Origin of the sequence: Pseudomonas flexibilis (assembly GCF_000806415.1) — a bacterium.
Classification (GTDB): domain Bacteria; phylum Pseudomonadota; class Gammaproteobacteria; order Pseudomonadales; family Pseudomonadaceae; genus Serpens; species Serpens flexibilis.
This window is the reverse complement of record NZ_JTAK01000004.1, coordinates 398,319-423,109: the sequence shown is the minus strand read 5'-3', so window position 1 is coordinate 423,109 and position 24,791 is coordinate 398,319. Positions and strand designations below refer to the sequence as shown.

The window sequence follows — 24,791 nt, the reverse complement described above, 5'->3', positions numbered from 1 at the left end:
TTCGGGCGTAGGGTGGACAACGGCGCAGCCTTGTCCGCCTGGGTTCAGGCCTCCTCCATCTCCAGCAGCACCGCGCCTTCGCTGACCATCTCGCCCTCGCTGCAGAACAGGCGCTTGACCACGCCGGCCTGGGCGCTGCGGATGCTGTGCTCCATCTTCATCGCCTCCAGCACGATCAGCGCGGTGCCGGCCTCGACCTGCTGCCCGGCCTCGACCAGCACGCGCACGATGCTGCCGTTCATCGGCGCGGTCAGCCCGCCGTGCTGCGGGTGGCTGGCCTCGGCTTCGGCGATCGGGTCGAAGGCGGTGACCGCCAGCCACTCGCCGTTCCATTGCAGATACAGCGCCTCGCCCTGGCGGATCGCCCTGGGGGCGCGGATGCCGGACGGCTGCGCTGTCGGATCGACCGTCAACCGGCGGCTTTCGCCGTTGCATTGCAGGTGCAGGCTGATCTGCGCCGGCAGGCCGAAGCGCAGCCCGTCGCGCCGGGACCACGGCGAATGCGCGTCGTCGTCGCGCACGCGGGCGGCCGCGCTGCGAACGAAACACTCGGCCGCCTGCTGCCAGAAGGCCTCGGACAGCTCGCCGGCCGGACGCAGCAGCTCGCGCTCGTGGCGCGGGATGAAGCCGGTGTCCAGTTCGGCCTCGGCGAAGGCGCGGTGGCCGACCACCCGGCGCAGGAAGGCCAGGTTGGTGCGCACGCCGCCGACCGCGGTTTCGTCGAGCATGGCCAGCAGGCGCTGGCGCGCTTCCTCGCGGTTCTCGCCCCAGGCGATCAGCTTGCCGAGCATCGGATCGTAGAACGGCGACACCGTGTCGCCCTCGGCGACGCCGCTGTCGACGCGGCGGCCCGGGCCGGCGGCGGCTTCGCGGTACAGGTCGAGGGTGCCGGTGGCCGGCAGGAAATCGTTGTCCGGGTCCTCGGCGTACAGGCGCACCTCGATGGCGTGGCCGCGCAGCGGCACCTGTTCCTGGCTGATCGGCAGCGGCTCGCCCCGGGCGACGCGGATCTGCCAGGCCACCAGGTCGAGGCCGGTGATGGCCTCGGTGACCGGGTGTTCCACCTGCAGGCGGGTGTTCATCTCCATGAAGAAGAACTCGCCACGGGCATCGAGCAGGAATTCCACGGTGCCGGCGCCGACATAGCCGATCGCCTGGGCGGCCTTCACCGCCGCTTCGCCCATGGCGCGGCGCAGCGCCGGGGTCATGCCGGGCGCCGGGGCTTCCTCGACCACCTTCTGGTGACGACGCTGGATCGAGCAGTCGCGCTCGTTCAGGTACAGGCAGTTGCCGTGCATGTCGGCGAATACCTGGATCTCCACGTGGCGCGGCTTGAGCACGTACTTCTCCACCAGCATGCGCGAATCGCCGAACGAGGATTGCGCCTCGCGCTGTGCGGAAGCCAGCGCCTCGGCCAGGTCCGCCTCGCGCTCGACCACCTTCATGCCCTTGCCGCCGCCGCCGGCGGTGGCCTTGAGCAGCACCGGATAGCCGATCACCTCGGCGGCGGCGCGGAAGGTTTCCAGGTCCTGGGCCTCGCCGTGGTAGCCCGGCACCAGCGGCACGCCGGCGTGCTCCATCAGCGCCTTGGCCGCCGATTTGCTGCCCATGGCGTCGATGGCCGAGGCGGGCGGGCCGAGGAAGATCAGCCCGGCCTGTTCGATGGCGCGGGCGAACGCGGCGTTCTCGGAGAGAAAGCCGTAGCCCGGGTGGATGGCCTGGGCGCCGCTGGCCTTCGCCGCTTCGATCAGCTTGTCGATGCGCAGGTAGCTGTCGGCCGGCTTGGCGCCGCCGAGGTCGATGCGGATATCGGCCTCGCGGGCGTGACGGGCGCTGGCGTCGATGGCGCTGTGAACGGCGACGGTGGTCAGGCCCAGGGCCTTGGCGGTACGCATCACCCGGCAGGCGATCTCGCCACGGTTGGCCACCAGCAGGGTATCGATGGAACGGTTCATGGCTGGTTCTCCTGCCAGGCGGGGGTGCGTTTCTCCAGGAAGGCGCTCAGGCCCTCCTGGCCTTCCGGGCTGGTGCGCAGGCGGGCGATGGCCTGTTCGGTGGTCTGGCGCAGCGCGGCGTCGTAATCGCCATCGCCGACCTCCAGCAACAGCGCCTTGCAGGCCCTGAGCGCCTGCGGGCTGTTGAGCAGCAGGTTGTCGACCCAGCGCTCGAGGGCGGCGTCCAGTTCGGCGGCCGGATAGGTCTCGGCGAGCAGGCCGAGCTCGCGGGCGCGGGTGCCGTCGAAGCGCTCGGCGGTCAGCGCGTAGCGCCGGGCGGCGCGCTCGCCGATGGCCTTGACCACGAACGGGCTGATCACTGCCGGGGCCAGGCCGATGCGCACCTCCGACAGGCAGAACAGCGCGTCGCTGGCGCCGATGGCCATGTCGCAGCAGGCGATCAGCCCCAGCGCGCCGCCGAACGCCGCGCCCTGCACCACGGCCAGGGTCGGCTGCGGCAGCTGGTGGAGGCGCTGCATCAGCTCGCCGAGCTGGTGGGCGTCGTCCAGGTTGGCCTGGTAATCGAGCCGCGCCGATTCGCGCATCCAGCCCAGGTCGGCGCCGGCGGAAAAGTGCTTGCCGCGCCCACGCAGCACCAGGAAGCGGATGCTCGCGTCATCCCCCACCTCGGCCAGCGCCGCGTTCAGTTCGGCGATCACCCGGGCGTCGAAGGCGTTGTGCTTGTCCGCGCGGTTCAGCCACAGAGTGGCCACGCCACGCGCATCCTTGTTCAGTTCGATGGTCTGGAAAGCGGTCATCTCGGCATCCTCGATGCGACTGCAGGCGCCCGCGCGTGTCGCGCCGGCGTGGCGCGACTTACATGCGGAACACGCCGAAGCGGGTCGGCTCGATCGGTGCGTTCAGCGCGGCGGACAGCGCCAGCGCCAGCACCTCGCGGGTCTGCGCCGGGTCGATCACGCCGTCGTCCCACAGCCGCGCGCTGGAGTAATAAGGATGGCCCTGGCGCTCGTACTGCTCGAGGATCGGCTGCTTGATGGCCGCCACCTCGTCGTCGCCGAGGCGCTTGCCGGCGCGTTCGCTCTGCTCCTGCTTGACCTGGGCCAGCACCCCGGCGGCCTGTTCGCCGCCCATCACCGCGATGCGCGCGTTGGGCCACATCCACAGGAAGCGCGGGTCGTAGGCGCGTCCGCACATGCCGTAGTTGCCGGCGCCGAAGCTGCCGCCGATCAGCACGGTGAACTTCGGCACCTGGGCGCAGGCCACCGCGGTGACCAGCTTGGCGCCGTGCTTGGCGATGCCGCCGGCCTCGTACTTCTGGCCGACCATGAAGCCGGTGATGTTCTGCAGGAACAGCAGCGGCACGCCGCGCTGGCAGGCCAGCTCGATGAAGTGCGCGCCTTTCTGCGCGGCCTCGGAAAACAGGATGCCGTTGTTGGCGAGAATGGCGATCGGGTAGCCGTGCAGGTGGGCGAAGCCGCAGACCAGCGTGGTGCCGAACAGCGCCTTGAATTCATCGAACTCGCTGCCATCCACCAGCCGCGCGATCACCTCGCGCACGTCGTAGGGCTGCTTGGCCTGTGCCGGGATCACCCCGTACAGCTCCTCGGCCGCGTACAGCGGCGGGCGCGGTTCGCGGCCCTGCAACTGGCCGAGCTTGCGCCAGTTGAGGTTGGCCACGCAGCGGCGGGCAAGGGCCAGCGCGTGTTCGTCGTTCTCGGCGTAGTGGTCGGCGACGCCCGAGGTCTTGCAGTGCACGTCGGCGCCGCCCAGCTCCTCGGCGGTCACCACCTCGCCCGTGGCGGCCTTCACCAGCGGCGGGCCGGCCAGGAAGATGGTCGCCTGGTTGCGCACCATGATGGTCTCGTCGGCCATCGCCGGCACGTAGGCGCCGCCGGCGGTGCACGAGCCCATCACCACGGCGATCTGCGGGATGCCCAGGGCGCTCAGGTTGGCCTGGTTGAAGAAGATGCGGCCGAAGTGCTCGCGGTCGGGGAACACCTCGTCCTGGCGCGGCAGGTTGGCGCCACCGGAGTCCACCAGGTAGATGCATGGCAGGCGGTTCTCGCGGGCCACGGTCTGGGCGCGCAGGTGCTTCTTCACGGTCAGCGGGTAGTAGCTGCCGCCCTTCACCGTGGCGTCGTTGGCGATGATCATGCACTCGACGCCTTCGACGCGGCCGATGCCGGCGACCACGCCGGCGGCGGCGACGTCCTCGCCGTACACCTCGTGGGCGGCCAGCGGCGCCAGTTCGAGGAAGGCCGAGCCGGTATCGAGCAGCGTGTCGATGCGCGCGCGCACCAGCAGCTTGCCGCGCGACACGTGGCGCTGCTGGGCGCTCGCGCCGCCGCTTTCACTGATGCGGCCGAGCAGGGCGCGCAGGTCGTTCACCTGGTCGAGCATCGCCGCGCGGTTGGCGGCGAACTCCGGCGAGCGGGTGTTGATCTGGGTGTGCAGGATGGCCATGGTCGGCTCCGGTTCATTCCATCGTGGATGGCGCTGCGGTGGAAAACGCTTCGCGGTTTTCCACCCTACGAGTGGGCAGGCTCACTTGGATTCGTTGAACAGCTCGCGGCCGATCAGCATGCGGCGGATCTCGCTGGTGCCGGCGCCGATCTCGTAGAGCTTGGCGTCGCGCAGCAGGCGGCCGGTGGGGAATTCGTTGATGTAGCCGTTGCCGCCGAGGATCTGGATCGCCTGCAGGGCCATCTGCGTGGCGTTCTCGGCGGTGTAGAGGATCACCCCGGCGGCGTCCTTGCGGGTGGTCTCGCCACGGTCGCAGGCCTGGGCGACGGCATAGAGGTAGGCGCGGCTGGCGTTGAGCTGGGTGTACATGTCGGCCACCTTGCCCTGGATGAACTGGAACTCGCCGATGCTCTGGCCGAACTGCTTGCGGTCGTGGATGTAGGGCACCACCACGTCGAGGCAGGCCTGCATGATCCCGGTCGGGCCGCCGGCCAGCACCACGCGCTCGTAGTCCAGGCCGCTCATCAGCACCTTCACGCCGCCATTCACCACGCCCAGCACGTTCTCCTCGGGCACCTCGACGTCATCGAAGAACAGCTCGCAGGTGTTGGAGCCACGCATGCCCAGCTTGTCGAACTTGTTGCCGCGCGAGAAACCCTTCCAGTCGCGCTCGACGATGAACGCGGTGATGCCGTGGGGGCCCCTGTCCAGGTCGGTCTTGGCGTAGATCACGTAGGTGTTGGCGTCCGGACCGTTGGTGATCCAGGTCTTGCTGCCGTTGAGCACGAAGCGGTCGCCCTTCTTGTCGGCGCGCAGCTTCATGGACACCACGTCGGAACCGGCGTTGGGCTCGCTCATCGCCAGCGCGCCGATGTGCTCGCCGCTGATCAGTTTGGGCAGGTACCTGGCCTTCTGCGCGGGCGTGCCGTTGCGGTTGATCTGGTTGACGCACAGGTTCGAATGGGCGCCGTAGGACAGGGCGACCGAGGCCGAGCCGCGGCTGATCTCTTCCATCGCCACCACGTGGGCCAGGTAACCGAGGCCGGCGCCGCCGTATTCCTCGGAGACGGTCACGCCGAGCAGGCCCATCTCGCCGAATTTCTTCCACATGTCCGCCGGGAACAGGTTGTCCTGGTCGATGGTCGCGGCGCGCGGCGCCAGCTCGGCGGCGACGAAGGCCTGCACCTGTTCGCGCAGCATGTCGATGGTGTCGCCGAGGGCAAAGTTGAGGCTGGAATAGTTCATGGGGCCACCTGCTGTCTTGTAGTTGTTCTATGTTCGGGTTGCGGCGGCGGCGATTGCGCCACTCTTTACGGCACCCCGGCCCGCTGTCCTTCGACTTTTGGAGCGGGTTGTCGGGGTAGTCACCTTTACGTTAACGTAATCCTGCCCCTGGACGACTGTCAACACCACGGGCCCTTGGGAAGCAACGCCTCATAACAAACATAAGACTGAGGAAATTCGCCATGAGTCTTCCGAGTTATACCTGCGGACCGCAGAACAAACCCCTGTTGCCCATGACCATCGGCGCGGCCTTCGACCGCACCGTGGAGCGCTTTCCCCGGCGCGAGGCCCTGGTGGTGCGCCATCAGAACCTGCGGTACACCTGGGCGGAGCTGGCGCAGGCGGTGGACCGTTGCGCGCGCGGCCTGCTGGCCCTGGGGCTGCAACCTGGCGAGCGGCTCGGGATCTGGTCACCGAACAACGCCCAGTGGTGCATCACCCAGTTCGCCACGGCGAAGATCGGCGTGGTGCTGGTCAACATCAACCCGGCCTACCGGCTCAGCGAACTGGAATACGCGCTCAAGCAGTCCGGCTGCCGCTGGCTGATCTGCGCCGATGCCTTCAAGACCTCCGACTACCACGCCATGCTCCACGAGCTGCTGCCGGAGCTGGAAAACGCCGCCGTCGGCGCGCTGCAGAGCCACATGCTGCCGGAGCTGCGCGGCGTGATCAGCCTGTGCGACAAGCCGCTGGATGGCATGCTGCCCTGGCCGGCGCTGATGGAAATGGCCGAGCAGGTCGGCCCGGAACAGCTGCGCCAGTGCAGTGAACACCTGCAGTTCGACGACCCGATCAACATCCAGTACACCTCCGGCACCACCGGCTTCCCCAAGGGCGCCACCCTCAGTCACTACAACATCCTCAACAACGGCTACATGGTCGGCGAGAGCCTCGGCCTGACCGAACATGACCGCCTGGTGATCCCGGTGCCGCTGTACCACTGCTTCGGCATGGTCATGGGCAATCTTGGCTGCGTCACCCACGGCACCACGATGATCTACCCGAGCGCGGCCTTCGAGCCGCTGGCCGCGCTGCAGGCCGCGGCGGAAGAAAAGGCCACCGGCATGTACGGCGTGCCGACCATGTTCATCGCCATGCTCGACCACCCGGAGCGCCAGTCGCTGGACCTGAGCAGCCTGCGCACCGGCATCATGGCCGGCTCCACCTGCCCGATCGAGGTGATGAAGCGCGTCATCGACGACATGCACCTTGCCGAAATGCAGATCGCCTACGGCATGACCGAAACCAGCCCGGTGTCCACCCAGACCAGCGCCGACGACGACCTGGAGCGCCGCGTGACCAGCGTCGGCCGCACCCAGCCGCACCTGGAAAGCAAGATCGTCGACGAGCACGGCGCCATCGTGCCGCGCGGGCAGATCGGCGAACTCTGCACCCGTGGCTACAGCGTGATGCTCGGCTACTGGAACAACCCGGAGGCCACCCGCGAAGCCATCGACGGCGCGCGCTGGATGCACACCGGCGACCTGGCGGTGATGGACGACGAGGGCTACGTGAAGATCGTCGGCCGCAACAAGGACATGATCATCCGCGGCGGCGAGAACGTGTACCCGCGCGAGATCGAGGAATTCCTCTTCACCCACCCGGCGGTGGCCGACGTGCAGGTGATCGGCGTGCCGGACAGCAAGTACGGCGAGGAGATCGTCGCCTGGGTCAAGCTGCACCCGGGTCATCAGGTCGAGGCCGAGGTGCTGCGCGAGTTCTGCAAGGGGCGCATCGCCCACTACAAGACGCCACGCCACATCAAGTTCGTCGACGACTTCCCGATGACCATCAGCGGCAAGGTGCAGAAGTTCCGCATGCGCGAGATCAGCGTGGTCGAGCTGGGGCTCGGCGAACCGCACTGACGGCAACGGCCGGGCTCGCCCGGCCGACACGTTCAACGTCGATCCACTCCCACGGAGAGCTGCTCCATGCCTCAGCCGATCAGTCGTTTCCCGCTGCCCGACAGCCTCGATGCACTGCCCGCCGACCTGCGCGAACGGATCCTCGCCGTGCAGGCAAAGGCCGGCTTCATCCCCAACGTGTTCCTCATGCTGGCCCATCGGCCGGCGGAGTTCCGCGCCTTCTTCGCCTACCACGACGCGCTGATGGAGCGCGCGTCCGACAGCCTGACCCAGGCCGAGAAGGAAATGATCGTGGTGGCGGTCAGCGCCGACCACGGCTGCCTGTACTGCGTGGTCGCCCACGGCGCGATCCTGCGCATCCTGACCAAGGACGCGCAGCTGGCCGACCAGATCGCGGTCAACTACCGCACCGCGCCGATTTCCGAACGCCAGCGCACCATGCTGGATTTCGCCCTGCACCTGGCCGCCGGGCGCGGCGTGCTCGACGACCCCTGGCAGGCGCGCCTGGAGGCGCAGGGCTTCAGTCGCGACGACATCTGGGACATCGGCGCCATCGCCGCGCTGTTCGGGCTGTCCAACCGCCTGGTGTCCATGGCGCGCACGCCGCCCAACGACGAGTTCTACCTGCTGGGTCGCGTGCCCAGGGCGGTCGCCCGCTGAGAGCGAGGCGCAGTTCTCGGGCCTGATGCGTCATGTCTTGACCAATCAGTCGAGCGTTTGAAAATGCCGCTTGCTGGCCGCGGAAACCGGTTGTTATCGTTTACGTAAAGGGCATCTGGCTGCGCCATAACCAACAACAACAATCAAGGTTAGAGGGCATCCCATGGAATCGCAGTTCGTGCTGGAAACGCGCGGCCTGACCAAGGAGTTTCGCGGCTTCACCGCAGTGGACGCCGTGGATCTGCAAGTCCGTCAGGGGCACATCCATGCCTTGATCGGCCCCAACGGGGCCGGCAAGACCACCGTGTTCAACCTGCTTACCAAGTTCCTCACGCCGACCCGTGGCGAGATCCTCTATCGCGGCAAGAACATCACCGCGATGAAGGCGAGCGAGATCGCGCGGCTCGGCCTGGTGCGCTCGTTCCAGATCTCCGCAGTGTTCGGCCACCTGAGCGTGCTGGAGAACGTGCGCGTCGCCTTGCAGCAGAAGCTGGGCAATTCCTACCAGTTCTGGAAATCCGAGCGCAGCCTGCACGCGCTCGACGAGCAGGCCATGCAGCTGCTCGCCGAGGTGGACCTGGAATCCTTCGCCGACACGCTGGCCATCGAGCTGCCCTACGGCCGCAAGCGTGCGCTGGAGCTGGCCACCACCCTGGCGCTGGACCCCGTCGTGCTGCTGCTCGACGAGCCGACCCAGGGCATGGGCAGCGAAGACGTCGACATGGTGGTCGCCCTGGTGCGCCGCGCGGCCGTCAACCGCACGGTGCTGATGGTCGAGCACAACCTCAGCGTGGTCAGCCGTCTGTGCGACCGCATCACCGTGCTGGCGCGCGGCGCGGTGCTCGCCGAGGGCGACTACGACAGCGTTTCGGCCAACCCGCAGGTGCGCGAGGCCTACCTGGGCAGCGAAGCCGCCGCCGTGGAGGCCCAGCCATGAAACCGACCGCCGAGCGTCATCAACTGCAGGTCAGCGACCTGCACGCCTTCTACGGCGAATCGCACATCCTGCATGGCGTCGACCTGGTGGTCGGGCGCGGCGAGCTGGTCACGCTGCTCGGGCGCAACGGCGCCGGGCGCACCACCACCCTGCGCGCCATCATGAACCTGGTCGGCCGGCGCACCGGCTCGATCCTCGTCAATGGCAACGAGACCCTCGGCATGCCGGCGCACCAGATTCCGCGCCTGGGGGTCGGCTACTGCCCGGAGGAACGCGGCATCTTCGCCAGCCTCAGCGTCGAGGAAAACCTCCTGCTGCCACCCACCGTGCGCAGCGGCGGCATGGGCCTGGACGAGCTCTACGAGATGTTCCCCAACCTCTACGAACGCCGCTTCAGCCAGGGCACGCGGCTGTCCGGCGGCGAACAGCAGATGCTCGCCATGGCGCGCATCCTGCGCACCGGCGCCAACCTGCTGCTGCTCGACGAGATCACCGAGGGCCTGGCGCCGGTGATCGTGCAGAAGCTCGGCGAGGTGCTCATCAAGCTCAAGCAGCGCGGGCTGACCATCGTGCTGGTGGAGCAGAACTTTCGCTTCGCCGCGCCGCTGGCCGACCGGCACTACGTGATGGAACACGGCCGCATCGTCGAGGAGATCAAGGCGGCGGACCTGGACGCCAGAAAGGACTTTCTCAACCGTTGTCTGGGGGTGTGAACCCTGCTTTCGACAAGGCAGGCAGCAAGCGGCCGCACGGGATGCGGCCGGTAAAACAATAAAAACAATCGTGAGGGATTTGAGCCATGAACTTTGTCCGCAACAGCGCCAGCGCCATCCTGGCTTCCAGCCTGATCGCCGCAACTGCCCAGGCGCAGATCAGCAACAACGAGATCCGCATCGGCTACCTCGCCGACATGTCCGGCACCTACCGCGACCTCTCCGGCCCTGGTGGCCTGGAGGCGCTGAAGATGGCGGTGGAAGACTTCGGGGGCACGGTCGACGGCAGGAAGATCGTGCTGTTCAACGCCGACGACCTGAACAAGCCGGACGTCGGTGCCAACACCGTGCGCCAGTGGATCGACGAACGTAACGTCGACATGGTGACCGGCCTGGTCGCCAGTTCCGTGGTGCTGGCCGCGAGCAAGGTGGTGGAGCAGGGCGGCAAGCTGGCGCTTATCTCCGGCGCGGCGGCCTCCAGCCTGACCAACGAGCACTGCTCGCCCAACCATATCCACTGGACCTACGACACCTTCGCCCTGGCCAACGGCACCGCCAACGCGGTGCTCAAGGACGGCGGCAAGAGCTGGTACATCCTCACCGCCGACTACGCCTTCGGCCACTCGATGGAAGCCGACATCAAGAAGGTGGTCCAGGCCGAGGGCGGCAGCGTGGTCGGCGCCGTGCGCCACCCGTTCCCGAGCAGCGACTTCTCCTCGTACATCCTGCAGGCGCAGGGTTCCGGTGCCGACGTGGTCGCCCTGGCCAACGCCGGCGCCGACACCGTCAACTCGCTGAAGACCGCCAGCGAATTCGGCGTGACGCAATCCGGCCAGCGGCTCGCCGGCATGGTGGTGTTCCTCAACGACATCCATGCCATGGGCCTGGAGGTGACCCAGGGCCTGATGCTGACCACCGGCTGGTACTGGGACATGAACGAGGAAACCCGCGCCTGGGCCGAGCGCTACCAGAAGCGCGTGGGCAGCAAGCCGACCATGGTGCACGCCGGCATCTACTCGGCCACCACCCATTACCTGAACGCGGTGAAGCAGACCGGCAGCGACGACACCGCGACCGTGCGCGCGCAGATGGCCAAGACCCCGGTGAACGACATGTTCGCCAAGAACGGCCGCATCCGCGAGGACGGCCGCATGGTCCACGACATGTACCTGGTCAAGGTCAAGACCCCGGCCGAGTCCAAGGGCGAATGGGACCTGTACCAGATGGTCCGCACCATCCCGGGCGACGAAGCCTTCCGGCCGCTCGCCGAGAGCCAGTGCAAGCTGGTGGCCAAGAACTGAGCGAGCGCTGAGCCAGCCCACCCGCCGGCCGTCAGAGGCCGGCGGGTGCCGCGGAACTTCACGACGGTGGTGAATCATGACTCTCGTTTTCGGCGTCCCCCTGAGCGTGCTGCTCGGGCAGCTGCTGCTCGGCCTGATCAACGGCTCGTTCTACGCGCTGTTGAGCCTTGGCCTGGCGATCATCTTCGGCTTGCTGCGCATCATCAACTTCGCCCATGGCGCGCAGTACATGCTCGGCGCCTTCGCCGCGTTCCTCGGCCTGAACTACCTGGGCGTCAACTACTGGGCGGCGCTGCTGCTCTCGCCGCTGCTGATCGGCCTGCTGGGCATGGCCATCGAGCGCGGCCTGCTGCGGCGCATCGCCGGTGAGGATCACCTCTACGGCCTGCTGCTGACCTTCGGCCTGGCGCTGATCGTCGAGGGCAGCTTCGTCAAGCTGTTCGGCGTCTCCGGCTCGTCCTACCCGATGCCCGAGGCCCTCAAGGGCGGCTACAACCTGGGCTTCATGTTCCTGCCCACCTACCGCGCCTGGGTGATCGTCGCCGCGCTGCTGGTGTGCTTCGCCACCTGGTACATGATCGAGCGCACCCGGCTGGGCTCCTACCTGCGCGCCGGCACCGAGAACCCCAAGCTGATGCAGGCGTTCGGCATCAACGTGCCGCTGCTGGTCACCCTCACCTACGGCTACGGCGTGGCCTTGGCCGCGTTCGCCGGCGTGCTGGCCGCGCCCATCTATGCGGTGACGCCGGGCATGGGCGCCAACCTGCTGATCGTGGTGTTCGCCGTGGTGGTCATCGGCGGCATGGGTTCGATCATGGGCGCGATCATCACCGGTCTGGCCATGGGCCTGATCGAAGGCCTGACCAAGGTGTTCTATCCGGAGGCCGCCAACACGGTGATCTTCGTGATCATGGTGCTGGTGCTGCTGGTGCGTCCGGCGGGCCTGTTCGGTAAGGAGGCGTGAGCATGTCGAGTCAAGAAAGCGTTGCAGCGGTGCCGCTGGCGGTACGGGCCAATGTCGAACGCGAACGGCGCCGCGCCGCGACGCGCCGCCGGCAGCTGTTCTACCTGGCGCTGCTGGGCCTGGCGCTGCTGGCGCCGCTGGCCATCTACCCGGTGTTCCTGATGAAGCTGCTGTGCTTCGCCCTGTTCGCCTGCGCCTTCAACCTGCTGCTCGGCTACGCGGGCTTGCTGTCCTTCGGCCACGCGGCGTTCTTCGCCTGTGGCGGCTACATCACCGGTCACATGCTGAGCACGTACAGCGGGCTGAGCACCGAGCTGGGCATCCTCGCCGGCACGCTGGCCTCGACGCTGCTGGGGCTGATCTTCGGCCTGCTGGCGATCCGCAGGCAGGGCATCTACTTCGCGATGATCACCCTGGCGCTGGCGCAGATGGTGTTCTTCGTCTTCGTCCAGGCGCCGTTCACCGGCGGCGAGAACGGCCTGCAGGGCGTACCGCGCGGCCACCTGTTCGGCCTGATCGACATGCGCAACAACCTGGCGCTGTACTACGTCGTGCTGGCGGTGTTCGTGTTCGGCTTCGCGGTCATCCAGCGCACCATTCATTCGCCCTACGGCCAGGTGCTCAAGGCGATCCGCGAGAACGAACCGCGCGCGGTGTCGCTCGGCTACAACGTCGATGCGCACAAGCTGCTGGCCTTCGTGATCTCGTCGGCGCTGGCCGGCCTGGCGGGGGCGACCAAGACCGTGGTGTTCCAGCTGGCCTCGCTCACCGATGCGCACTGGCACATGTCCGGCGAAGTGATCCTGATGACCCTGCTTGGCGGCGTGGGCACGCTGCTCGGCCCGCTGGTCGGCGCCACCGTGGTGGTCACGCTGCAGAGCTCGCTGTCCAACGGCCCGCTGGGCGAGTGGGTGCATGTGATCCTCGGGATGATCTTCGTGCTCTGCGTGCTGCTGTTCCGCTCCGGCATCGTCGGCTGGCTGGAGCGCCTGGTGAAGCGCAACTTCAAGTGAGCCGCCCCCTCGGCACAGGAGAATCGCCATGCCCTGTTACAGCCTCGATGGCCTGACGCCGGTGGTGCATCCCAGCGCCTTCGTGCACCCCACCGCGGTGCTCATCGGCGATGTGATCGTCGGCCCCGGTTGCTACGTCGGCCCGCTGGCCAGCCTGCGCGGCGACTTCGGGCGCATCGTCCTGGAGGAGGGCGCCAACCTGCAGGACACCTGCGTCATGCATGGCTTCCCGGACAGCGACACGGTGGTCGAGCGGCACGGCCATATCGGCCATGGCGCGGTGATCCACGGCTGCCGGATCGGCGCCGATGCGCTGATCGGCATGAACGCGGTGGTGATGGATCGCGCCTCGATCGGCGCGCGCTCGTTCGTGTCGGCCTCGGCCTTCGTCAAGGCGGGCTTCGTCTGCGAGCCGCAATCGCTGGTGATGGGCACGCCGGCCAGCGTGAAGCGCCTGCTCGGCGACGAGGAAGTCGCCTGGAAGCAGGCCGCCACGCGCGAGTATCAGCTGCTCGCCCAGCGCTGCCGCGAGAGCCTGGTGGAATGCCAGCCGTTGAGCGCGCCGGAGCCGGGCCGTCGGCATGTCTGGTCGAGCGCGCTGCGGCCCAAGGCGGAACGGCAGCCCTGATGCCGGCGGGCAGGCAGCCCCGCGGTGGCGGGGCTGCGCCGGGCTCAGGCGTTCTGCCAGTGCGCGCTGCGCTTTTCCAGGAAGGCATTCACGCCTTCGCGCTGGTCGCGGGTATCGAACAGCTCGACGAACAGATCCCGCTCGGCGGCCCAGCCCTCGGCATGCGGCGCGCTGCGCGCGTTCATCACCAGGCGCTTGCAGCGGCTGACCGAGGAGGGACTCTGCGCGTGCACGCGTTCGGCCAGTTGCAGGGCGAACGCCAGCGCCTCGCCGCGCGGCACGACTTCCTCGACCAGGCCGATGCGCTCGGCCTTCTGCGCGCTGACGCGCTCGCCACAGAGGATCATGCGCTTGGCCCAGCCCTCGCCCACCAGCCACGGCAGGTTCTGGGTGCCGCCAGCGCACGGCAGCAGGCCGACGCTGGCTTCCGGCAGCGCCATCTGCGCCTGCTCCTCGGCGATGCGGATGTCGCAGGCCAGCGCGCATTCCAGGCCACCGCCCATGGCGTAGCCGTTGATCGCGGCGATGGACACGCCGCGGAACTGACTCAGCGCCGTGAAGGCGCGGCCGAACAGCTCGGCGACCTCGCGGGCGGCGGTCCTGTCGCCGTCGGCGAACTGCTTGAGATCGGCCCCGGCGGAGAAGAACTTGTCGCCCTGGCCGGTGATGACCAGCGCGTAGACATTCGGGTCGTCGTTGAGCTGCCCGATCAACTGCTCCAGGGCGGCCAGCGATTCGCGGTCCCAGGTGTTGGCCGGCGGGTTGGCGATGGTCAACAGGGCGGTGTGCCCGTGCATGGCGAGCTGAATCTTGGCTGGGCTCATGGCGGTTCCTTGTGATGAGGTCGAGGCCCGATGCTAGCAGCGGGAATATCGTAAACCCACGGTGCTGGACGCAGAGGTAATCTGCGTTTTTGCACGGATGGTATTCGGAGGCGGCTGTGGATTGGGACAACCTGCGTTACTTCCTCGAACTGGCGCGTGCCGGCCGGCTGACCGCGGCCGCGCGGCGCCTGGGCGTCGACCACACCACGGTGGCGCGGCGCGTGCAGGCGCTGGAGAAGGCCCTCGACCGCCAGTTGTTCATCCGCGCCAAGGCCGGCTATCGCCTGTCCGAGGCCGGACGCGAACTGCTCGCCCAGGCCGAGGCGATGGAAAGCGCCGTCGCCTCCATCGAGCAACCGAGCCTGAGCGCCGACCGCCTCTCCGGGCAGGTGCGCATCGGCGCCACCGAGGGTTACGGCACGCTGATGCTCGCCGGCCACCTGGCCAGCCTGACGCGCAGCTACCCGCACCTGGGCGTGGACCTGCTGGCGGTGCCGCGCTCGGTGCGCCTGGCGCGCAACGAGGCGGACATCGTCATCACCCTGGAGCGCCCCGAACGCGGGCCCTACGTGATCACCAAACTCACCGACTACGTGCTGCGCCTGTACGCCTCGGAAGCCTACCTGGCGTCCCACCCGCCGATCCGCAGCCGCGAAGACCTCGGCGAGCACGTGTTCGTCAGCTACATCGAGGACCTGCTGTACAGCAAGGAGCTGTTCTACCTCGACGAAATCGTCCGGCCGCGCCAGCACTCGCTGCGCAGCACCAGCATCCTCGCCCAGCAGGAGGCCGTCGCCGCCGGCGCCGGGCTGGCGATCCTGCCGGCGTTCGCCGCGCGCCGCGAGCCGCTGCTCAAGGGCGTGCTGGTCGACGAGATCGAGTTCACCCGCACCTTCTGGATGCTCATGCCGGTGGAAAACAAGGACCTGGCGCGCATGCGCGTGTGCTGGGATTTCCTGCGCGAAGTCGCGGCCAGCAGCCACGACCTGATGATGGGCCGCGCATGAGCCGCGACGGCCGGGGCAGCATTTCCGTGCGGCTGGTGGAGCAGGCGCTGCTGGCCTTCACCTCGCCGCAGCGACCGGCCGAGGACCTGCTGCGCCAGCTTGGAATGGCGTCGATCGACCTGCGCGACGCCGAGGCGCGGGTCGAGGTGGCGCAGTACAGCCGGCTGTGGCGCCGACTGGCGCGGCACTTCGACGACGAGTTCTTCGGCATGGATGCGCGGCGGCTGCGCGCGGGCAGCTTCGCCTTCGTCTGCCGCGCGGCGATGGGCCAGCCGACCCTGGAACGCGCGCTGCGGGTGGCCCTGGAGTTCTTCGCCCTGGCCTTCGAGCGCTTCCGCGCCGACCTGCAGCGCAGCCAGAGCCTGGCGGAGGTCGTCCTGCTGGAGGCTGACGAGCGGCCGCTGCGCGCGTTCGGCTATTTCACCTTCTGGATGCTCCTGCACGGTCTGGCCTGCTGGCTGACCGGGCGGCGCATCCCGCTGCTGGCCGTCGAATTGCGCTGCGCCGAACCGGCCTACACCGACGACTATCGGGTGATGTTCTCCGACAACCTGCGCTTCGCCCAGGGCCGCACGCGGATCATCTTCGCCGCCGCCGCACTGGACCTGCCGGTGCGCCGCAGCGAAGCGGAACTGCAGGCCTTCCTGGCCCAGGCGCCGGCCAACATCCTGGTCCGCTACCGCGACACCGGCAGTCTGGCCAGCCGCATCAAGGCCCAGTTGCGCGCCCTGCCGGCCGAGCAGTGGCCGAGCGGCGAGCAACTGGCGCGGCAGTACTGCCTGTCGCCCTCGACCCTGCGTCGCCGCCTCGCAGAGGCCGGCCTGCCGTACCAGGCGATCAAGGATCTGGTGCGCCAGGAGATGGCCACGCTGTGGCTGGCCGATGCGACGCTCACCTACACGCAGATCGCCGAGCGCCTGGGCTTTGCCGAGGCCAGCTCGTTCTACCGGGCGTTTCGCAAGTGGACCGGCACCAATCCGGGCCAGTACCGCGCACTGATCCTCGGCGCGCCGATTGGCGAAAACGGTCAGGCAGATTGAGACGAGCGACCATTGTCCGCGCCATTGGGGCTGCCGAAGATGACGCGGACCTGATTGCGAGGGCGGTGCCATGGACATCAAGGACAAGGTTTTCCTGATCACCGGGGGCGCTTCGGGCCTCGGCGCGGCGGCGGCCGAAGGGCTGCTGGCGGCCGGCGCCCGGGTGCTGCTGGCGGACATCAACGCCGAGGCGCTGGATGCGCGCGTGCGCGCCCTGGGCGCCCATGCGCGCGGCGTGGTCACCGATGTGTGCGACGCGGCGGCCGCCCAGGCCGCGGTGAACGCGGCGCGGGAGCATTTCGGCGCGTTGCACGGCCTGGTCAACTGCGCGGGGGTGGCCAGCGGCGAGCGCATCCTCGGTCGCCAGGGGCCGCATGGCCTGGACAGCTTCGCCCGGGTGATCGGCCTCAACCTGATCGGCAGCTTCAACATGCTGCGCCTGGCCGCCGAGGCGATCGCCGAGGGGGCGCCGGACGCGCAGGGCAATCGCGGGGTGATCATCAACACCGCATCGATCGCCGCCTTCGATGGTCAAATCGGGCAGGCGGCCTATGCGGCGTCCAAGGGCGGCATCGTCGCCCTGACGTTGCCCGCCGCGCGCGAACTGGCGCGTTACGGCATCCGCGTGATGACCATCGCCCCGGGCGTGTTCGAGACGCCGATGATGGCCGGCATGCCGCAGGAGGTGCGCGATGCGCTGGCCGCCGGCGTGCCCTTTCCCCCGCGCCTGGGCCGTCCGGCCGAATTTGCGGCCCTGGTGCGGCAGATCGTCGAGAACGACATGCTCAACGGCGAAGTGATCCGTCTGGACGGCGCCCTGCGCATGACCGCGAAATAAAGAGAGGTGAACCCCATGCACAGCGATCCGGTAGTGATTCTTGGCAGCGCGCGCACGCCGATGGGCGGCTTCCAGGGCGACCTCGCCAGCCTCAGCGCCCCGCAACTGGGCGCCGCCGCCATTCGCGCGGCGGTCGAGCGCAGCGGCGTGGCGCCCGAGCGCGTGCAGCAGGTGCTGATGGGCTGCGTGCTGCCGGCCGGCCTGGGCCAGGCGCCGGCCCGCCAGGCGGCCCTAGGCGCCGGCCTGGACCTGGGCACCGCCTGCACCACGCTGAACAAGATGTGCGGCTCCGGCATGCAGGCGGCGATCTTCGCCCACGACGTGCTGCGCGCCCGCAGTGTCGACCTGGTGGTGGCCGGCGGCATGGAGAGCATGTCCAACGCGCCATACCTGCTGGAAAAGGCCCGCGGCGGTTACCGCATGGGCCACGGCAGACTGCTCGACCACATGTTCCTCGACGGCCTGGAGGATGCCTACGACAAGGGCCGCCTGATGGGCACCTTCGCCGAGGACTGCGCGCAGAGCCACGGCTTCAGCCGCGCGGAGCAGGACGCCTACGCGCTGACCTCGCTGCTGCGCGCCCGCGAGGCGATCAGCGGCGGCCACTTCGCCAGCGAGATCGTGCCGCTGACGGTCACCCGCGGCCGCGAGCAGCGGACCATCGCCGACGACGAGCAGCCGCCCAAGGCCAACCCGGAGAAGATCCCCACGCTCAAGCCGGCGTTTCGCGATGGCGGTACGGTGACGGCTGCCAACTCCAGCTCGATTTCCGACGGCGCCGCCGCGCTGGTGCTGACCCGGCATTCGGTCGCCGAGCGCCTGGGCCTGAAGGCGCAGGCGGTGATTCGCGGCCATGCGGAGTTCGCCGATGCGCCGAACCTGTTCCCGACTGCGCCGATCGGCGCCATCCAGGCCCTGCTGGCTCGCACCGGCTGGCACCTCGACGAGGTGGACCTGTTCGAGATCAACGAGGCCTTCGCGGTGGTGAGCATGGTCACCATGCGCCAGCTCGGGCTGGACCACGCCCGGGTCAACGTCAACGGCGGCGCCTGCGCCCTCGGCCATCCGATCGGCGCCTCGGGCGCGCGGATCCTGGTCACCCTGCTCGCCGCGCTGCGCGAACGCGGCCTGCGCAAGGGCATCGCGGCGATCTGCATCGGCGGCGGCGAGGCCACCGCCATGGCCATCGAGCGGCTGGATTGATGGCGTTCGCGGGGCGGCGCTCAGTCCCAGTCGTTCGCTGCCACTGAGCCCCGGATCGCTCCCGGCGTGCGCGAGAAGCGCGGCGCCGGGGCGGCATGCAGCACGCCGTCGATGTCGCGGTACACGCCACGCTGGCGCATGTGCGGATGCCGCGCGGCTTCGGCCAGGGTCAGCACCGGGGCGAAACAGGCGTCGCTGCCTTCCAGCAGCGCGCACCACTCGGCCTGCGTCTTGCGGGCGAACAAGTCTGCAAGTTCGCGGCCCTGTTCCGGCCAGTGGTCCGGGTCGGCGCAGCCGGCGAGCAGCTCCGCCGGCGCCTCGATGCGCCGCAGCAACTCGGCGAGGAACTGCGGCTCCAGCGGGCCGATGGCGATCTCGCGGCCGTCGGCGCAGCGGTAGCAGCGGTAATGCGGGGCGGCGCCGCCCAGCAGGTTACGCTCGCGCTCCAGGGAAATCCGGCCGCCGGGCAGCAGGCCGGCGAAGAAGCTCATCATCGAGGACACGCCATCGACGATGGCCGCGTCGACCACCTGGCCCTGCCCCGAACGCTCGCGTTCCCACAGCGCGGCGAGGATGCCGAACGCCAGGTACAGCGAGCCGCCGCCGAAGTCGCCGACCAGGTTGAGCGGCGGAGTCGCCGGCCCGTCGGGCGTGCCGATGGCGGCCAGCGCGCCGCTGAGGGCCAGGTAATTGATGTCATGCCCGGCGCTGTGGGCCAGCGGGCCGTCCTGGCCCCAGCCGGTCATGCGCCCGTACACCAGGCGCGGATTGCGCGCGTGCATCGGCTGCGGGCCGAGCCCGAGACGCTCCATCACCCCGGGGCGGAAGCCCTCGATCAGCACATCGGCGTTCTCGGCCAGCGCCAGGCAGCGTTCGCGCCCGGCATCGCTGCGGATGTCCAGGGTCAGCCGCTTGCGACCGCGATCGACCACCGGATTGGGCCAGCCGTTGCCGCCTTCGCGCTCGATGCGCAGCACCTCGGCGCCCAGGTCGGCGAGCAGCATGGCGCAATGCGGGCCGGGACCAATGCCGGCGAATTCCAGCACACGCAGGCCGCGCAACGGGCCTTGGGTAGGGGTGTCCGACATGGCGTGTTCCTGACGGTCGTCACGTTATCCGTAGGGTGGATGTCGCTTTTCCACATCCACCGCGTCCCCGCAGGGCGGATCGATGACGCACGATCCGCCCTGCGGTTCGCCCTACAGGCTCGCCGCGCTCGTTTCGCCGGTCTCCAGATCGAGCAGGTACGAGCGGTAGCGGTCGCGCAGCCGCTTCTTGTCGATCTTGCCGGTGGCGGTGAGCGGCACCGTGTCGATGATCACCGCGTCCGGAATCCACCATTTGACGATGTGCGGCTCCAGGTGGCCGAGCACCGTGGTGGCGCAGATCTCCACGCCGTCGTGGGGCTCGATGATCAGCACCGGGCGTTCCTCCCACTTGGGATGGGTGACGCCGACCACCGCGGCGATGCGCACGCCCGGGCAGCCCACGGCGATGTTCTCGATGTCGATGGAGCTGATCCATTCGCCGCCGGACTTGATCACGTCCTTGCTGCGGTCGGTGATGCGCATGAAGCCGTTGGCATCCAGGGTGGCGATGTCGCCGGTGTTGAACCAGCCGTCGGCGTCCAGCGCGCTGGTTTCGCTGCGGAAGTAGCGCTCCACGGTCCAGGGGCCGCGCACCAGCAGGTTGCCGGAACTGACGCCGTCATGGGGCAGCTCGCGGCCCGACTCGTCGACGATCTTCAGCTCGATGCCGAACTGCAGGCGCCCCTGGCGCGTCCAGATCACCTCGTCGGCGGCGGCCTGGCCCAGCGCCTCGAGCTTCGGCGTCGGCGTGGCGACCACGCCCAGCGGGCTGGTCTCGGTCATGCCCCACAGCTGGCGCACGCTCACGCCGTAGCGGGTCTGGAATTTCTGCGCCATGACCCTGGGCACCGCCGAACCGCCGATCACCAGGCGCTCCAGCTTGCCGGCGTCTTCCCCGGTGCGTTCCAGGTAGTCCAGGTACATGGTCCAGATGGTCGGCACGCCGCCGGAGAAGGTCACGCCCTCGTTCTGGATCAGCTCCTGCAGGCTGGCGCCATCCATCTTGTCGCACGGCAGGACGAACTTGCAGCCGTTGATGGCCGCGGTAAAGGGCACGCCCCAGGCGGTGCCGTGGTACAGCGAGGAACAGGGCATGATGCAGTCGAACGCCGAGAAGCCGAAGGCGCCGCTGAGCCCGGCCGCCATGGCGTGCAGGACGATCGAGCGGTGGCTGTAGAGCACGCCCTTCGGGTGGCCGGTGGTGCCAGAGGTGTAGCAGAGAATCGCCCCGGCGTTCTCGTCGAACTGCGGCCAGTCGGTGAGCGGCGGCGCGTCGGCGATCAGCGTTTCATAGCTCAGCGCGCCGACCGTGCCCGGCTCGGTGCGCTGCGCATCGGACAGCATGATGAAGGTATGGATGCGCTCCAGCTTCGGGCGCAGGCGTTCGACCAGGGCCAGGAAGTTGCGATCGAACAGCAGCACGCCGCTGCCGGCGTGGTTGAGCGTATAGATGATCTGCTCGTCGGACAGCCGCGGATTGGCGGTGTGCAGCACGGCGCCGATGCCGGGCACGGCGAAGAACAGCTCGAAGTGACGGTGGGTGTTCCAGGCCAGGGAGGAAACCATGTCGCCCGCCCGCACGCCAAGACGGTGCAGCATCGAGGCGGCCTGGCCGGCGCGTCTGGCCAGGCCCGCGTAGTCATAGCGCCACAGGGGTTCGTCGACCAGCCGCGAGACGATTTCCCGGTCGCCGTGGGCCATGGCGGCGTGGGTGAGGATGGCGCTGAGCATCAGCGGGGTCTGTTGCATCGTTCCAGTAAGCATCGTCGTCGTCCTTATTATTGTTGTCTCGGATGCGGCCCCGATGCCCGGGGCCGACGCAGAGCGGACCGGCCGCCCGTGCGCGTGCAGATCGAAGTCGTCGTTCCTCCCTGTCTCCAGCGGGGCCGTGCCTAGACGCCGTAGTTGCGCAGCTCGCGGGCGATCAGCAGGCGCTGGATCTCGCTGGTGCCCTCGTAGATTTGCGTGATGCGCGCATCGCGGTAGTAGCGTTCCACCGGATAGTCCTCCAGGTAGCCGTAGCCGCCATGGATCTGCATGGCCTTGGAGCAGACGTACTCGGCCATTTCCGAGGCGAACAGCTTGGCCTGCGAGGCTTCCGACAGGCACGGCAACTCGGCGCTGCGCAACCGCGCGGCGTGCAGGATCAGCAAGCGCGCGGCGTTGATCCGGGTGTGCATGTCGGCCAGCAGGTTGGCGACGCTCTGGTGCTCGATGATCGGCTTGTCGAACTGGATGCGCTCGCGGGCATAGACCAGCGCCGCTTCGAAGGCGGCCCGAGCGATGCCCAGCGCCTGGGCGGCGATGCCGATGCGCCCGCCCTCCAGGTTGGACAGCGCGATGGCCAGGCCCTTGCCGCGCGGGCCGAGCAGGTTGGCGGCCGGCACCCGGCAGTCGCGCAACGTCACGCCGCAGGTGTCGGAGGCGCGGATGCCCATCTTGTGCTCGGTGCGGTCGACGATGAAGCCGGGCGTGTCGGTGGGCACCAGAAAGGCGGACAGGCCCTTCTTGCCCAGCTCCGGATCGGTGACGGCAAACACGATGGCGATCTTCGCGCGCTTGCCGTTGCTGACGAACTGCTTGGTGCCGTTGAGCACCCAGTCGCCGTTGTCCAGCACCGCGCGGGTGCGCAGGTTGTGCGCTTCGGAGCCGGCGTGCGGTTCGGTGAGGGCGAAGCAGCCGATGGCGCGACCGCTGGCCAGCTCCGGCAGCCAGGTGTCCTGCTGCTCTGGCGTGCCGTAGTTGAGGATGGGGCCGCAGCCCACCGAGCTGTGGACGGACATCAGCGTGCCCAGGGCGCCGTCGCCGGCGGAGATTTCCTCCACCGCCAGGGCGTAGGCGACGTAGTCGATATAACTGCCGCCCCAGCGCTCGGGGACGATCATGCCGAGCAGGCCCAGCTCGCCCAGTTTGGCCACCGTGGCGTCGTCGATCCAGGCGGCCTTTTCCCAGGCCTGGGCGTTCGGCGCGATCTCGGCGCGGGCGAAGTCGCGCGCCAGGTCGCGGATCATGCGCTGCTCTTCGGTCAGTTCGATGTCATGCATGGGGCTGATCCTCGTTCAGGCGCCGTCAAAGAAAGCGGCAATGCGTTGGGGGGTCACCTCGGCCAGTGTCGGCGGGTTCCAGTTCGGGTTCTTGTCCTTGTCGACGATCAGCGCGCGGATGCCTTCGATGATGTCGCCCCGGTCGAACCACTGGCGGCCCAGCTGCAGCTCCAGGCGAAAGCACTCGGCCAGCGACAGCGCGCGACCGCGCCGGAGCATTTCCAGGGTGACGCTGACGGCCAGCGGCGAACGGCTGTCGATCACCTGCAGGGTGTGCGCCGCCCAGTCACGGTAGGCGTCACGGCTTTCGCTCGCCAGGGACGCACGGATGGCGGCGATGCTGTCGTGGGCGAAGTGTTGCTCGATGGCCGGCAACAGAGTGCTGAACGAGGGTTCCGGCAGCTCCTGGCTGCCCAGCTCGGCGAGCAGGGCGGTCAGCACCAGGCTGGCCGGCGTGCGCCAGTCCTGCTCGTCCAGGCGCCGTTCCAGTTCGGCGAAGCGCGCCTCGGGCAGGCAGTAATCGGCGAGTCCGGCATACAGCGCATCGGCGCAGTCGACCTGGTTGCCGGTCACGCCCAGGTAGATGCCGAGGTTGCCGCGCAGGCGCGACAGAAAGTGGCTGGCGCCCACGTCCGGGAAATAGCCGATGGCTGTTTCCGGCATGCCCATGCGCGTGCGTTCGCCAATCACCCGCAGCGCCGCGCCCTGCACCAGCCCCATGCCGCCGCCGAGCACGAAGCCGTGCATCAGCGCCAGCAGCGGCTTGGCGTAGGCGTGGATGTACTGGTCCAGCGCGTACTCCTCGACGAAGAAATCCCGGTGCAGGCGTTCGCCATTGCGGTAGCTGTCGTACAGCGAGCGGATGTCGCCCCCGGCGCAGAAGGCCTTCTCCCCCGCGCCGCGCAGCACCACGGCGACCACCTGCGGATCGTCCGCCCAGGCCTGCAGCTGGCGATGCAGGATGCGCACCATCGGCAGCGTCAGCGCGTTCAGCCCGGCGGGGCGGTTGAGGGTCAGATAGCCGACGCGGTTGCGCAGCTCGACGAGGATCGGAGCGTCCTGGCTCATGTCGCGTCCTCCGGGCGGTACAGGCGGATGATCGCCGAGAAGTCCAGCGCCCCCTGGCCGCGCAGGCTGCTGGCCTGGTAGAGCTGCTGGGCGAGCGCGCCGAGGATCACCGGCTGGCGCACCTGCTTGGCCGCCTCGCTGGCCAGGCCGAGGTCCTTGAGCATCAGGTCGGTGCCGAAGCCGCCGCTGTAGCCGCGCGACGCCGGGCCGTTCTCCAGCACGCCGGGGAACGGGTTGTTGACCTCCGAGCTCCAGCAGCGGCCGCTGGAGGAATTGATCACCCCGGCCAGCACCTTGGCGTCCATGCCCAGCGCCACGCCCAGCGACATGGCCTCGGCGACGCCGATCATCGAGATGCCCAGCAGCATGTTGTTGGCGACCTTGGCCACCTGGCCGTTGCCGCTGGCGCCGCAGTGCACGATGTTCCTGCCCATCGCCGAGAGGATCGGCTGGGCCTGCTGGAACTGCGCCTCGCTGCCGCCGACCATGAAGGTCAGGGTGGCGGCCGCGGCGCCGACGGTGCCGCCGGACACTGGCGCATCGACCATCGGATTGCCGTTGCGGGCAGCGGCGGCGGCCACCTCGCGAGCGCTCATCGGGTCGATGGTGGAGGAGTCGATCAGCAGCACGCCGGCCGGTACATGGGCCAGCAGCCCGTCATCGCCGAGGTAGACCTGCCGCACCTGCGCGGCGGCCGGCAGCATGGTGATGATCGCCTCGACGCCCGCCCGGGCGACGGCGGCGGGGGAGTCGGCCGGCTGCGCGCCGGCTTCCGCCAGCCCGGCGACCGCGGTGGCGGAAGGGTCGTAGACGCTGAGCCGGTGGCCGGCCTTGAGCAGGTTGCGAGCCATCGGCCCGCCCATGTTGCCGAGTCCGAGAAAACCGATATGCATGGC

22 protein-coding genes are annotated in these 24,791 nt (G+C 68.8%); 12 read left to right on the top strand and 10 right to left on the bottom strand.

The genetic code is table 11. From position 1 onward, the window contains the following. Window positions 1–44: 44 nt before the first annotated feature. From PT85_RS11130 to PT85_RS11115, 4 genes are all read right to left on the bottom strand, one after another. Window positions 45–1,955, bottom strand: coding sequence for an acetyl/propionyl/methylcrotonyl-CoA carboxylase subunit alpha (locus PT85_RS11130; protein ID WP_039606677.1), 1,911 nt, complete (start codon window positions 1,953–1,955; stop codon window positions 45–47). Continuing rightward, a complete protein-coding gene (locus PT85_RS11125) occupies window positions 1,952–2,752 on the bottom strand; it encodes a gamma-carboxygeranoyl-CoA hydratase (RefSeq protein ID WP_039606676.1) in 801 nt (266 codons plus the stop codon). Before PT85_RS11125 ends, PT85_RS11130 begins: the two co-directional genes overlap by 4 nt. Window positions 2,753–2,810: 58 nt before the next feature. Next, entirely contained in the window at window positions 2,811–4,418 is a 1,608-nt protein-coding gene (locus PT85_RS11120; protein ID WP_039606675.1) for a carboxyl transferase domain-containing protein, read from the bottom strand. An 81-nt stretch (window positions 4,419–4,499) separates the two neighbouring features. Continuing rightward, a complete protein-coding gene (locus PT85_RS11115) occupies window positions 4,500–5,663 on the bottom strand; it encodes an isovaleryl-CoA dehydrogenase (RefSeq protein WP_039606674.1) in 1,164 nt (387 codons plus the stop codon). Window positions 5,664–5,884: 221 nt separating this feature from the next. Here PT85_RS11115 and PT85_RS11110 point away from each other — a divergent pair, with 221 nt between their 5' ends. From PT85_RS11110 to paaY, 8 genes are all read left to right on the top strand, one after another. Continuing rightward, window positions 5,885–7,567, top strand: a complete 1,683-nt coding sequence (locus tag PT85_RS11110) for an AMP-binding protein (protein ID WP_039606673.1) — start codon at window positions 5,885–5,887, stop codon at window positions 7,565–7,567. Between the two features lie 66 nt (window positions 7,568–7,633). Beyond that, window positions 7,634–8,227 (top strand): peroxidase-related enzyme, encoded by a 594-nt coding sequence (locus tag PT85_RS11105; protein ID WP_039606672.1) that lies wholly within the window; start codon window positions 7,634–7,636, stop codon window positions 8,225–8,227. 163 nt (window positions 8,228–8,390) lie between these two features. After that, entirely contained in the window at window positions 8,391–9,164 is a 774-nt protein-coding gene (locus PT85_RS11100) for an ABC transporter ATP-binding protein (RefSeq protein WP_039606671.1), read from the top strand. Beyond that, window positions 9,161–9,877: an ABC transporter ATP-binding protein gene (locus PT85_RS11095; RefSeq protein ID WP_039606670.1), complete on the top strand. Its 717-nt coding sequence runs from the start codon at window positions 9,161–9,163 to the stop codon at window positions 9,875–9,877. Before PT85_RS11100 ends, PT85_RS11095 begins: the two co-directional genes overlap by 4 nt. Window positions 9,878–9,963: 86 nt before the next feature. Then, a complete protein-coding gene (locus PT85_RS11090; RefSeq protein WP_039606669.1) occupies window positions 9,964–11,178 on the top strand; it encodes an ABC transporter substrate-binding protein in 1,215 nt (404 codons plus the stop codon). Window positions 11,179–11,254: 76 nt separating this feature from the next. Beyond that, window positions 11,255–12,142, top strand: a complete 888-nt coding sequence (locus PT85_RS11085) for a branched-chain amino acid ABC transporter permease (protein ID WP_027589062.1) — start codon at window positions 11,255–11,257, stop codon at window positions 12,140–12,142. A 2-nt stretch (window positions 12,143–12,144) separates the two neighbouring features. Next, complete coding sequence (locus PT85_RS11080) at window positions 12,145–13,155, top strand: branched-chain amino acid ABC transporter permease (RefSeq protein ID WP_039606668.1); 1,011 nt, start codon at window positions 12,145–12,147, stop codon at window positions 13,153–13,155. 28 nt (window positions 13,156–13,183) lie between these two features. After that, complete coding sequence (gene paaY, locus PT85_RS11075; RefSeq protein WP_039561087.1) at window positions 13,184–13,783, top strand: phenylacetic acid degradation protein PaaY; 600 nt, start codon at window positions 13,184–13,186, stop codon at window positions 13,781–13,783. Window positions 13,784–13,827: 44 nt separating this feature from the next. On the opposite strand, the gene PT85_RS11070 is transcribed toward paaY, so the two are convergent. Continuing rightward, window positions 13,828–14,607, bottom strand: coding sequence for an enoyl-CoA hydratase (locus tag PT85_RS11070; protein ID WP_039606667.1), 780 nt, complete (start codon window positions 14,605–14,607; stop codon window positions 13,828–13,830). 116 nt (window positions 14,608–14,723) lie between these two features. Here PT85_RS11070 and PT85_RS11065 point away from each other — a divergent pair, with 116 nt between their 5' ends. The 4 genes from PT85_RS11065 (at window position 14,724) to PT85_RS11050 (ending at window position 18,695) form a co-directional block, all read left to right on the top strand. After that, a complete protein-coding gene (locus PT85_RS11065; protein ID WP_039561082.1) occupies window positions 14,724–15,614 on the top strand; it encodes a LysR family transcriptional regulator in 891 nt (296 codons plus the stop codon). Then, complete coding sequence (locus tag PT85_RS11060; RefSeq protein WP_052237662.1) at window positions 15,611–16,654, top strand: AraC family transcriptional regulator; 1,044 nt, start codon at window positions 15,611–15,613, stop codon at window positions 16,652–16,654. The genes PT85_RS11065 and PT85_RS11060 overlap by 4 nt, the downstream gene beginning before the upstream one ends. A gap of 70 nt (window positions 16,655–16,724) precedes the next feature. After that, window positions 16,725–17,492 (top strand): SDR family NAD(P)-dependent oxidoreductase, encoded by a 768-nt coding sequence (locus tag PT85_RS11055; RefSeq protein WP_039606666.1) that lies wholly within the window; start codon window positions 16,725–16,727, stop codon window positions 17,490–17,492. Window positions 17,493–17,507: 15 nt separating this feature from the next. Further along, window positions 17,508–18,695 (top strand): acetyl-CoA C-acyltransferase, encoded by a 1,188-nt coding sequence (locus tag PT85_RS11050; RefSeq protein ID WP_039606665.1) that lies wholly within the window; start codon window positions 17,508–17,510, stop codon window positions 18,693–18,695. Between the two features lie 20 nt (window positions 18,696–18,715). Here PT85_RS11050 and PT85_RS11045 read toward each other — a convergent pair whose 3' ends face one another. The 5 genes from PT85_RS11045 to mmsB form a co-directional block, all read right to left on the bottom strand. Further along, on the bottom strand, window positions 18,716–19,783 hold the full coding sequence (locus tag PT85_RS11045) for a CaiB/BaiF CoA transferase family protein (protein ID WP_039606664.1): 1,068 nt from the start codon (window positions 19,781–19,783) through the stop codon (window positions 18,716–18,718). Window positions 19,784–19,894: 111 nt separating this feature from the next. Next, on the bottom strand, window positions 19,895–21,547 hold the full coding sequence (locus PT85_RS11040) for a long-chain fatty acid--CoA ligase (protein ID WP_407681089.1): 1,653 nt from the start codon (window positions 21,545–21,547) through the stop codon (window positions 19,895–19,897). A gap of 128 nt (window positions 21,548–21,675) precedes the next feature. After that, window positions 21,676–22,827: an acyl-CoA dehydrogenase family protein gene (locus PT85_RS11035; protein ID WP_039606662.1), complete on the bottom strand. Its 1,152-nt coding sequence runs from the start codon at window positions 22,825–22,827 to the stop codon at window positions 21,676–21,678. A 15-nt stretch (window positions 22,828–22,842) separates the two neighbouring features. Then, on the bottom strand, window positions 22,843–23,895 hold the full coding sequence (locus PT85_RS11030; protein ID WP_039606661.1) for an enoyl-CoA hydratase/isomerase family protein: 1,053 nt from the start codon (window positions 23,893–23,895) through the stop codon (window positions 22,843–22,845). Next, window positions 23,892–24,788 (bottom strand): 3-hydroxyisobutyrate dehydrogenase, encoded by an 897-nt coding sequence (mmsB, locus tag PT85_RS11025; RefSeq protein WP_039606660.1) that lies wholly within the window; start codon window positions 24,786–24,788, stop codon window positions 23,892–23,894. The genes PT85_RS11030 and mmsB overlap by 4 nt, the downstream gene beginning before the upstream one ends. Between the last annotated feature and the right edge of the window lie 3 nt (window positions 24,789–24,791).

What these genes read in the sequence shown, in the direction of transcription:
- PT85_RS11045 (WP_039606664.1), bottom strand. Translation starts at nt 19,783, where the DNA reads ATGTCGGACACCCCTACCCAAGGCCCGTTGCGCGGCCTGCGTGTGCTG.
- PT85_RS11100 (WP_039606671.1), top strand. Translation starts at nt 8,391, where the DNA reads ATGGAATCGCAGTTCGTGCTGGAAACGCGCGGCCTGACCAAGGAGTTT.
- PT85_RS11060 (WP_052237662.1), top strand. Translation starts at nt 15,611, where the DNA reads ATGAGCCGCGACGGCCGGGGCAGCATTTCCGTGCGGCTGGTGGAGCAG.
- PT85_RS11085 (WP_027589062.1), top strand. Translation starts at nt 11,255, where the DNA reads ATGACTCTCGTTTTCGGCGTCCCCCTGAGCGTGCTGCTCGGGCAGCTG.
- mmsB (WP_039606660.1), bottom strand. Translation starts at nt 24,788, where the DNA reads ATGCATATCGGTTTTCTCGGACTCGGCAACATGGGCGGGCCGATGGCT.
- PT85_RS11130 (WP_039606677.1), bottom strand. Translation starts at nt 1,955, where the DNA reads ATGAACCGTTCCATCGATACCCTGCTGGTGGCCAACCGTGGCGAGATC.
- PT85_RS11070 (WP_039606667.1), bottom strand. Translation starts at nt 14,607, where the DNA reads ATGAGCCCAGCCAAGATTCAGCTCGCCATGCACGGGCACACCGCCCTG.
- PT85_RS11095 (WP_039606670.1), top strand. Translation starts at nt 9,161, where the DNA reads ATGAAACCGACCGCCGAGCGTCATCAACTGCAGGTCAGCGACCTGCAC.
- PT85_RS11110 (WP_039606673.1), top strand. Translation starts at nt 5,885, where the DNA reads ATGAGTCTTCCGAGTTATACCTGCGGACCGCAGAACAAACCCCTGTTG.
- PT85_RS11105 (WP_039606672.1), top strand. Translation starts at nt 7,634, where the DNA reads ATGCCTCAGCCGATCAGTCGTTTCCCGCTGCCCGACAGCCTCGATGCA.
- PT85_RS11080 (WP_039606668.1), top strand. Translation starts at nt 12,145, where the DNA reads ATGTCGAGTCAAGAAAGCGTTGCAGCGGTGCCGCTGGCGGTACGGGCC.
- PT85_RS11115 (WP_039606674.1), bottom strand. Translation starts at nt 5,663, where the DNA reads ATGAACTATTCCAGCCTCAACTTTGCCCTCGGCGACACCATCGACATG.
- paaY (WP_039561087.1), top strand. Translation starts at nt 13,184, where the DNA reads ATGCCCTGTTACAGCCTCGATGGCCTGACGCCGGTGGTGCATCCCAGC.
- PT85_RS11035 (WP_039606662.1), bottom strand. Translation starts at nt 22,827, where the DNA reads ATGCATGACATCGAACTGACCGAAGAGCAGCGCATGATCCGCGACCTG.
- PT85_RS11120 (WP_039606675.1), bottom strand. Translation starts at nt 4,418, where the DNA reads ATGGCCATCCTGCACACCCAGATCAACACCCGCTCGCCGGAGTTCGCC.
- PT85_RS11050 (WP_039606665.1), top strand. Translation starts at nt 17,508, where the DNA reads ATGCACAGCGATCCGGTAGTGATTCTTGGCAGCGCGCGCACGCCGATG.
- PT85_RS11090 (WP_039606669.1), top strand. Translation starts at nt 9,964, where the DNA reads ATGAACTTTGTCCGCAACAGCGCCAGCGCCATCCTGGCTTCCAGCCTG.
- PT85_RS11030 (WP_039606661.1), bottom strand. Translation starts at nt 23,895, where the DNA reads ATGAGCCAGGACGCTCCGATCCTCGTCGAGCTGCGCAACCGCGTCGGC.
- PT85_RS11055 (WP_039606666.1), top strand. Translation starts at nt 16,725, where the DNA reads ATGGACATCAAGGACAAGGTTTTCCTGATCACCGGGGGCGCTTCGGGC.
- PT85_RS11040 (WP_407681089.1), bottom strand. Translation starts at nt 21,547, where the DNA reads ATGCTTACTGGAACGATGCAACAGACCCCGCTGATGCTCAGCGCCATC.
- PT85_RS11125 (WP_039606676.1), bottom strand. Translation starts at nt 2,752, where the DNA reads ATGACCGCTTTCCAGACCATCGAACTGAACAAGGATGCGCGTGGCGTG.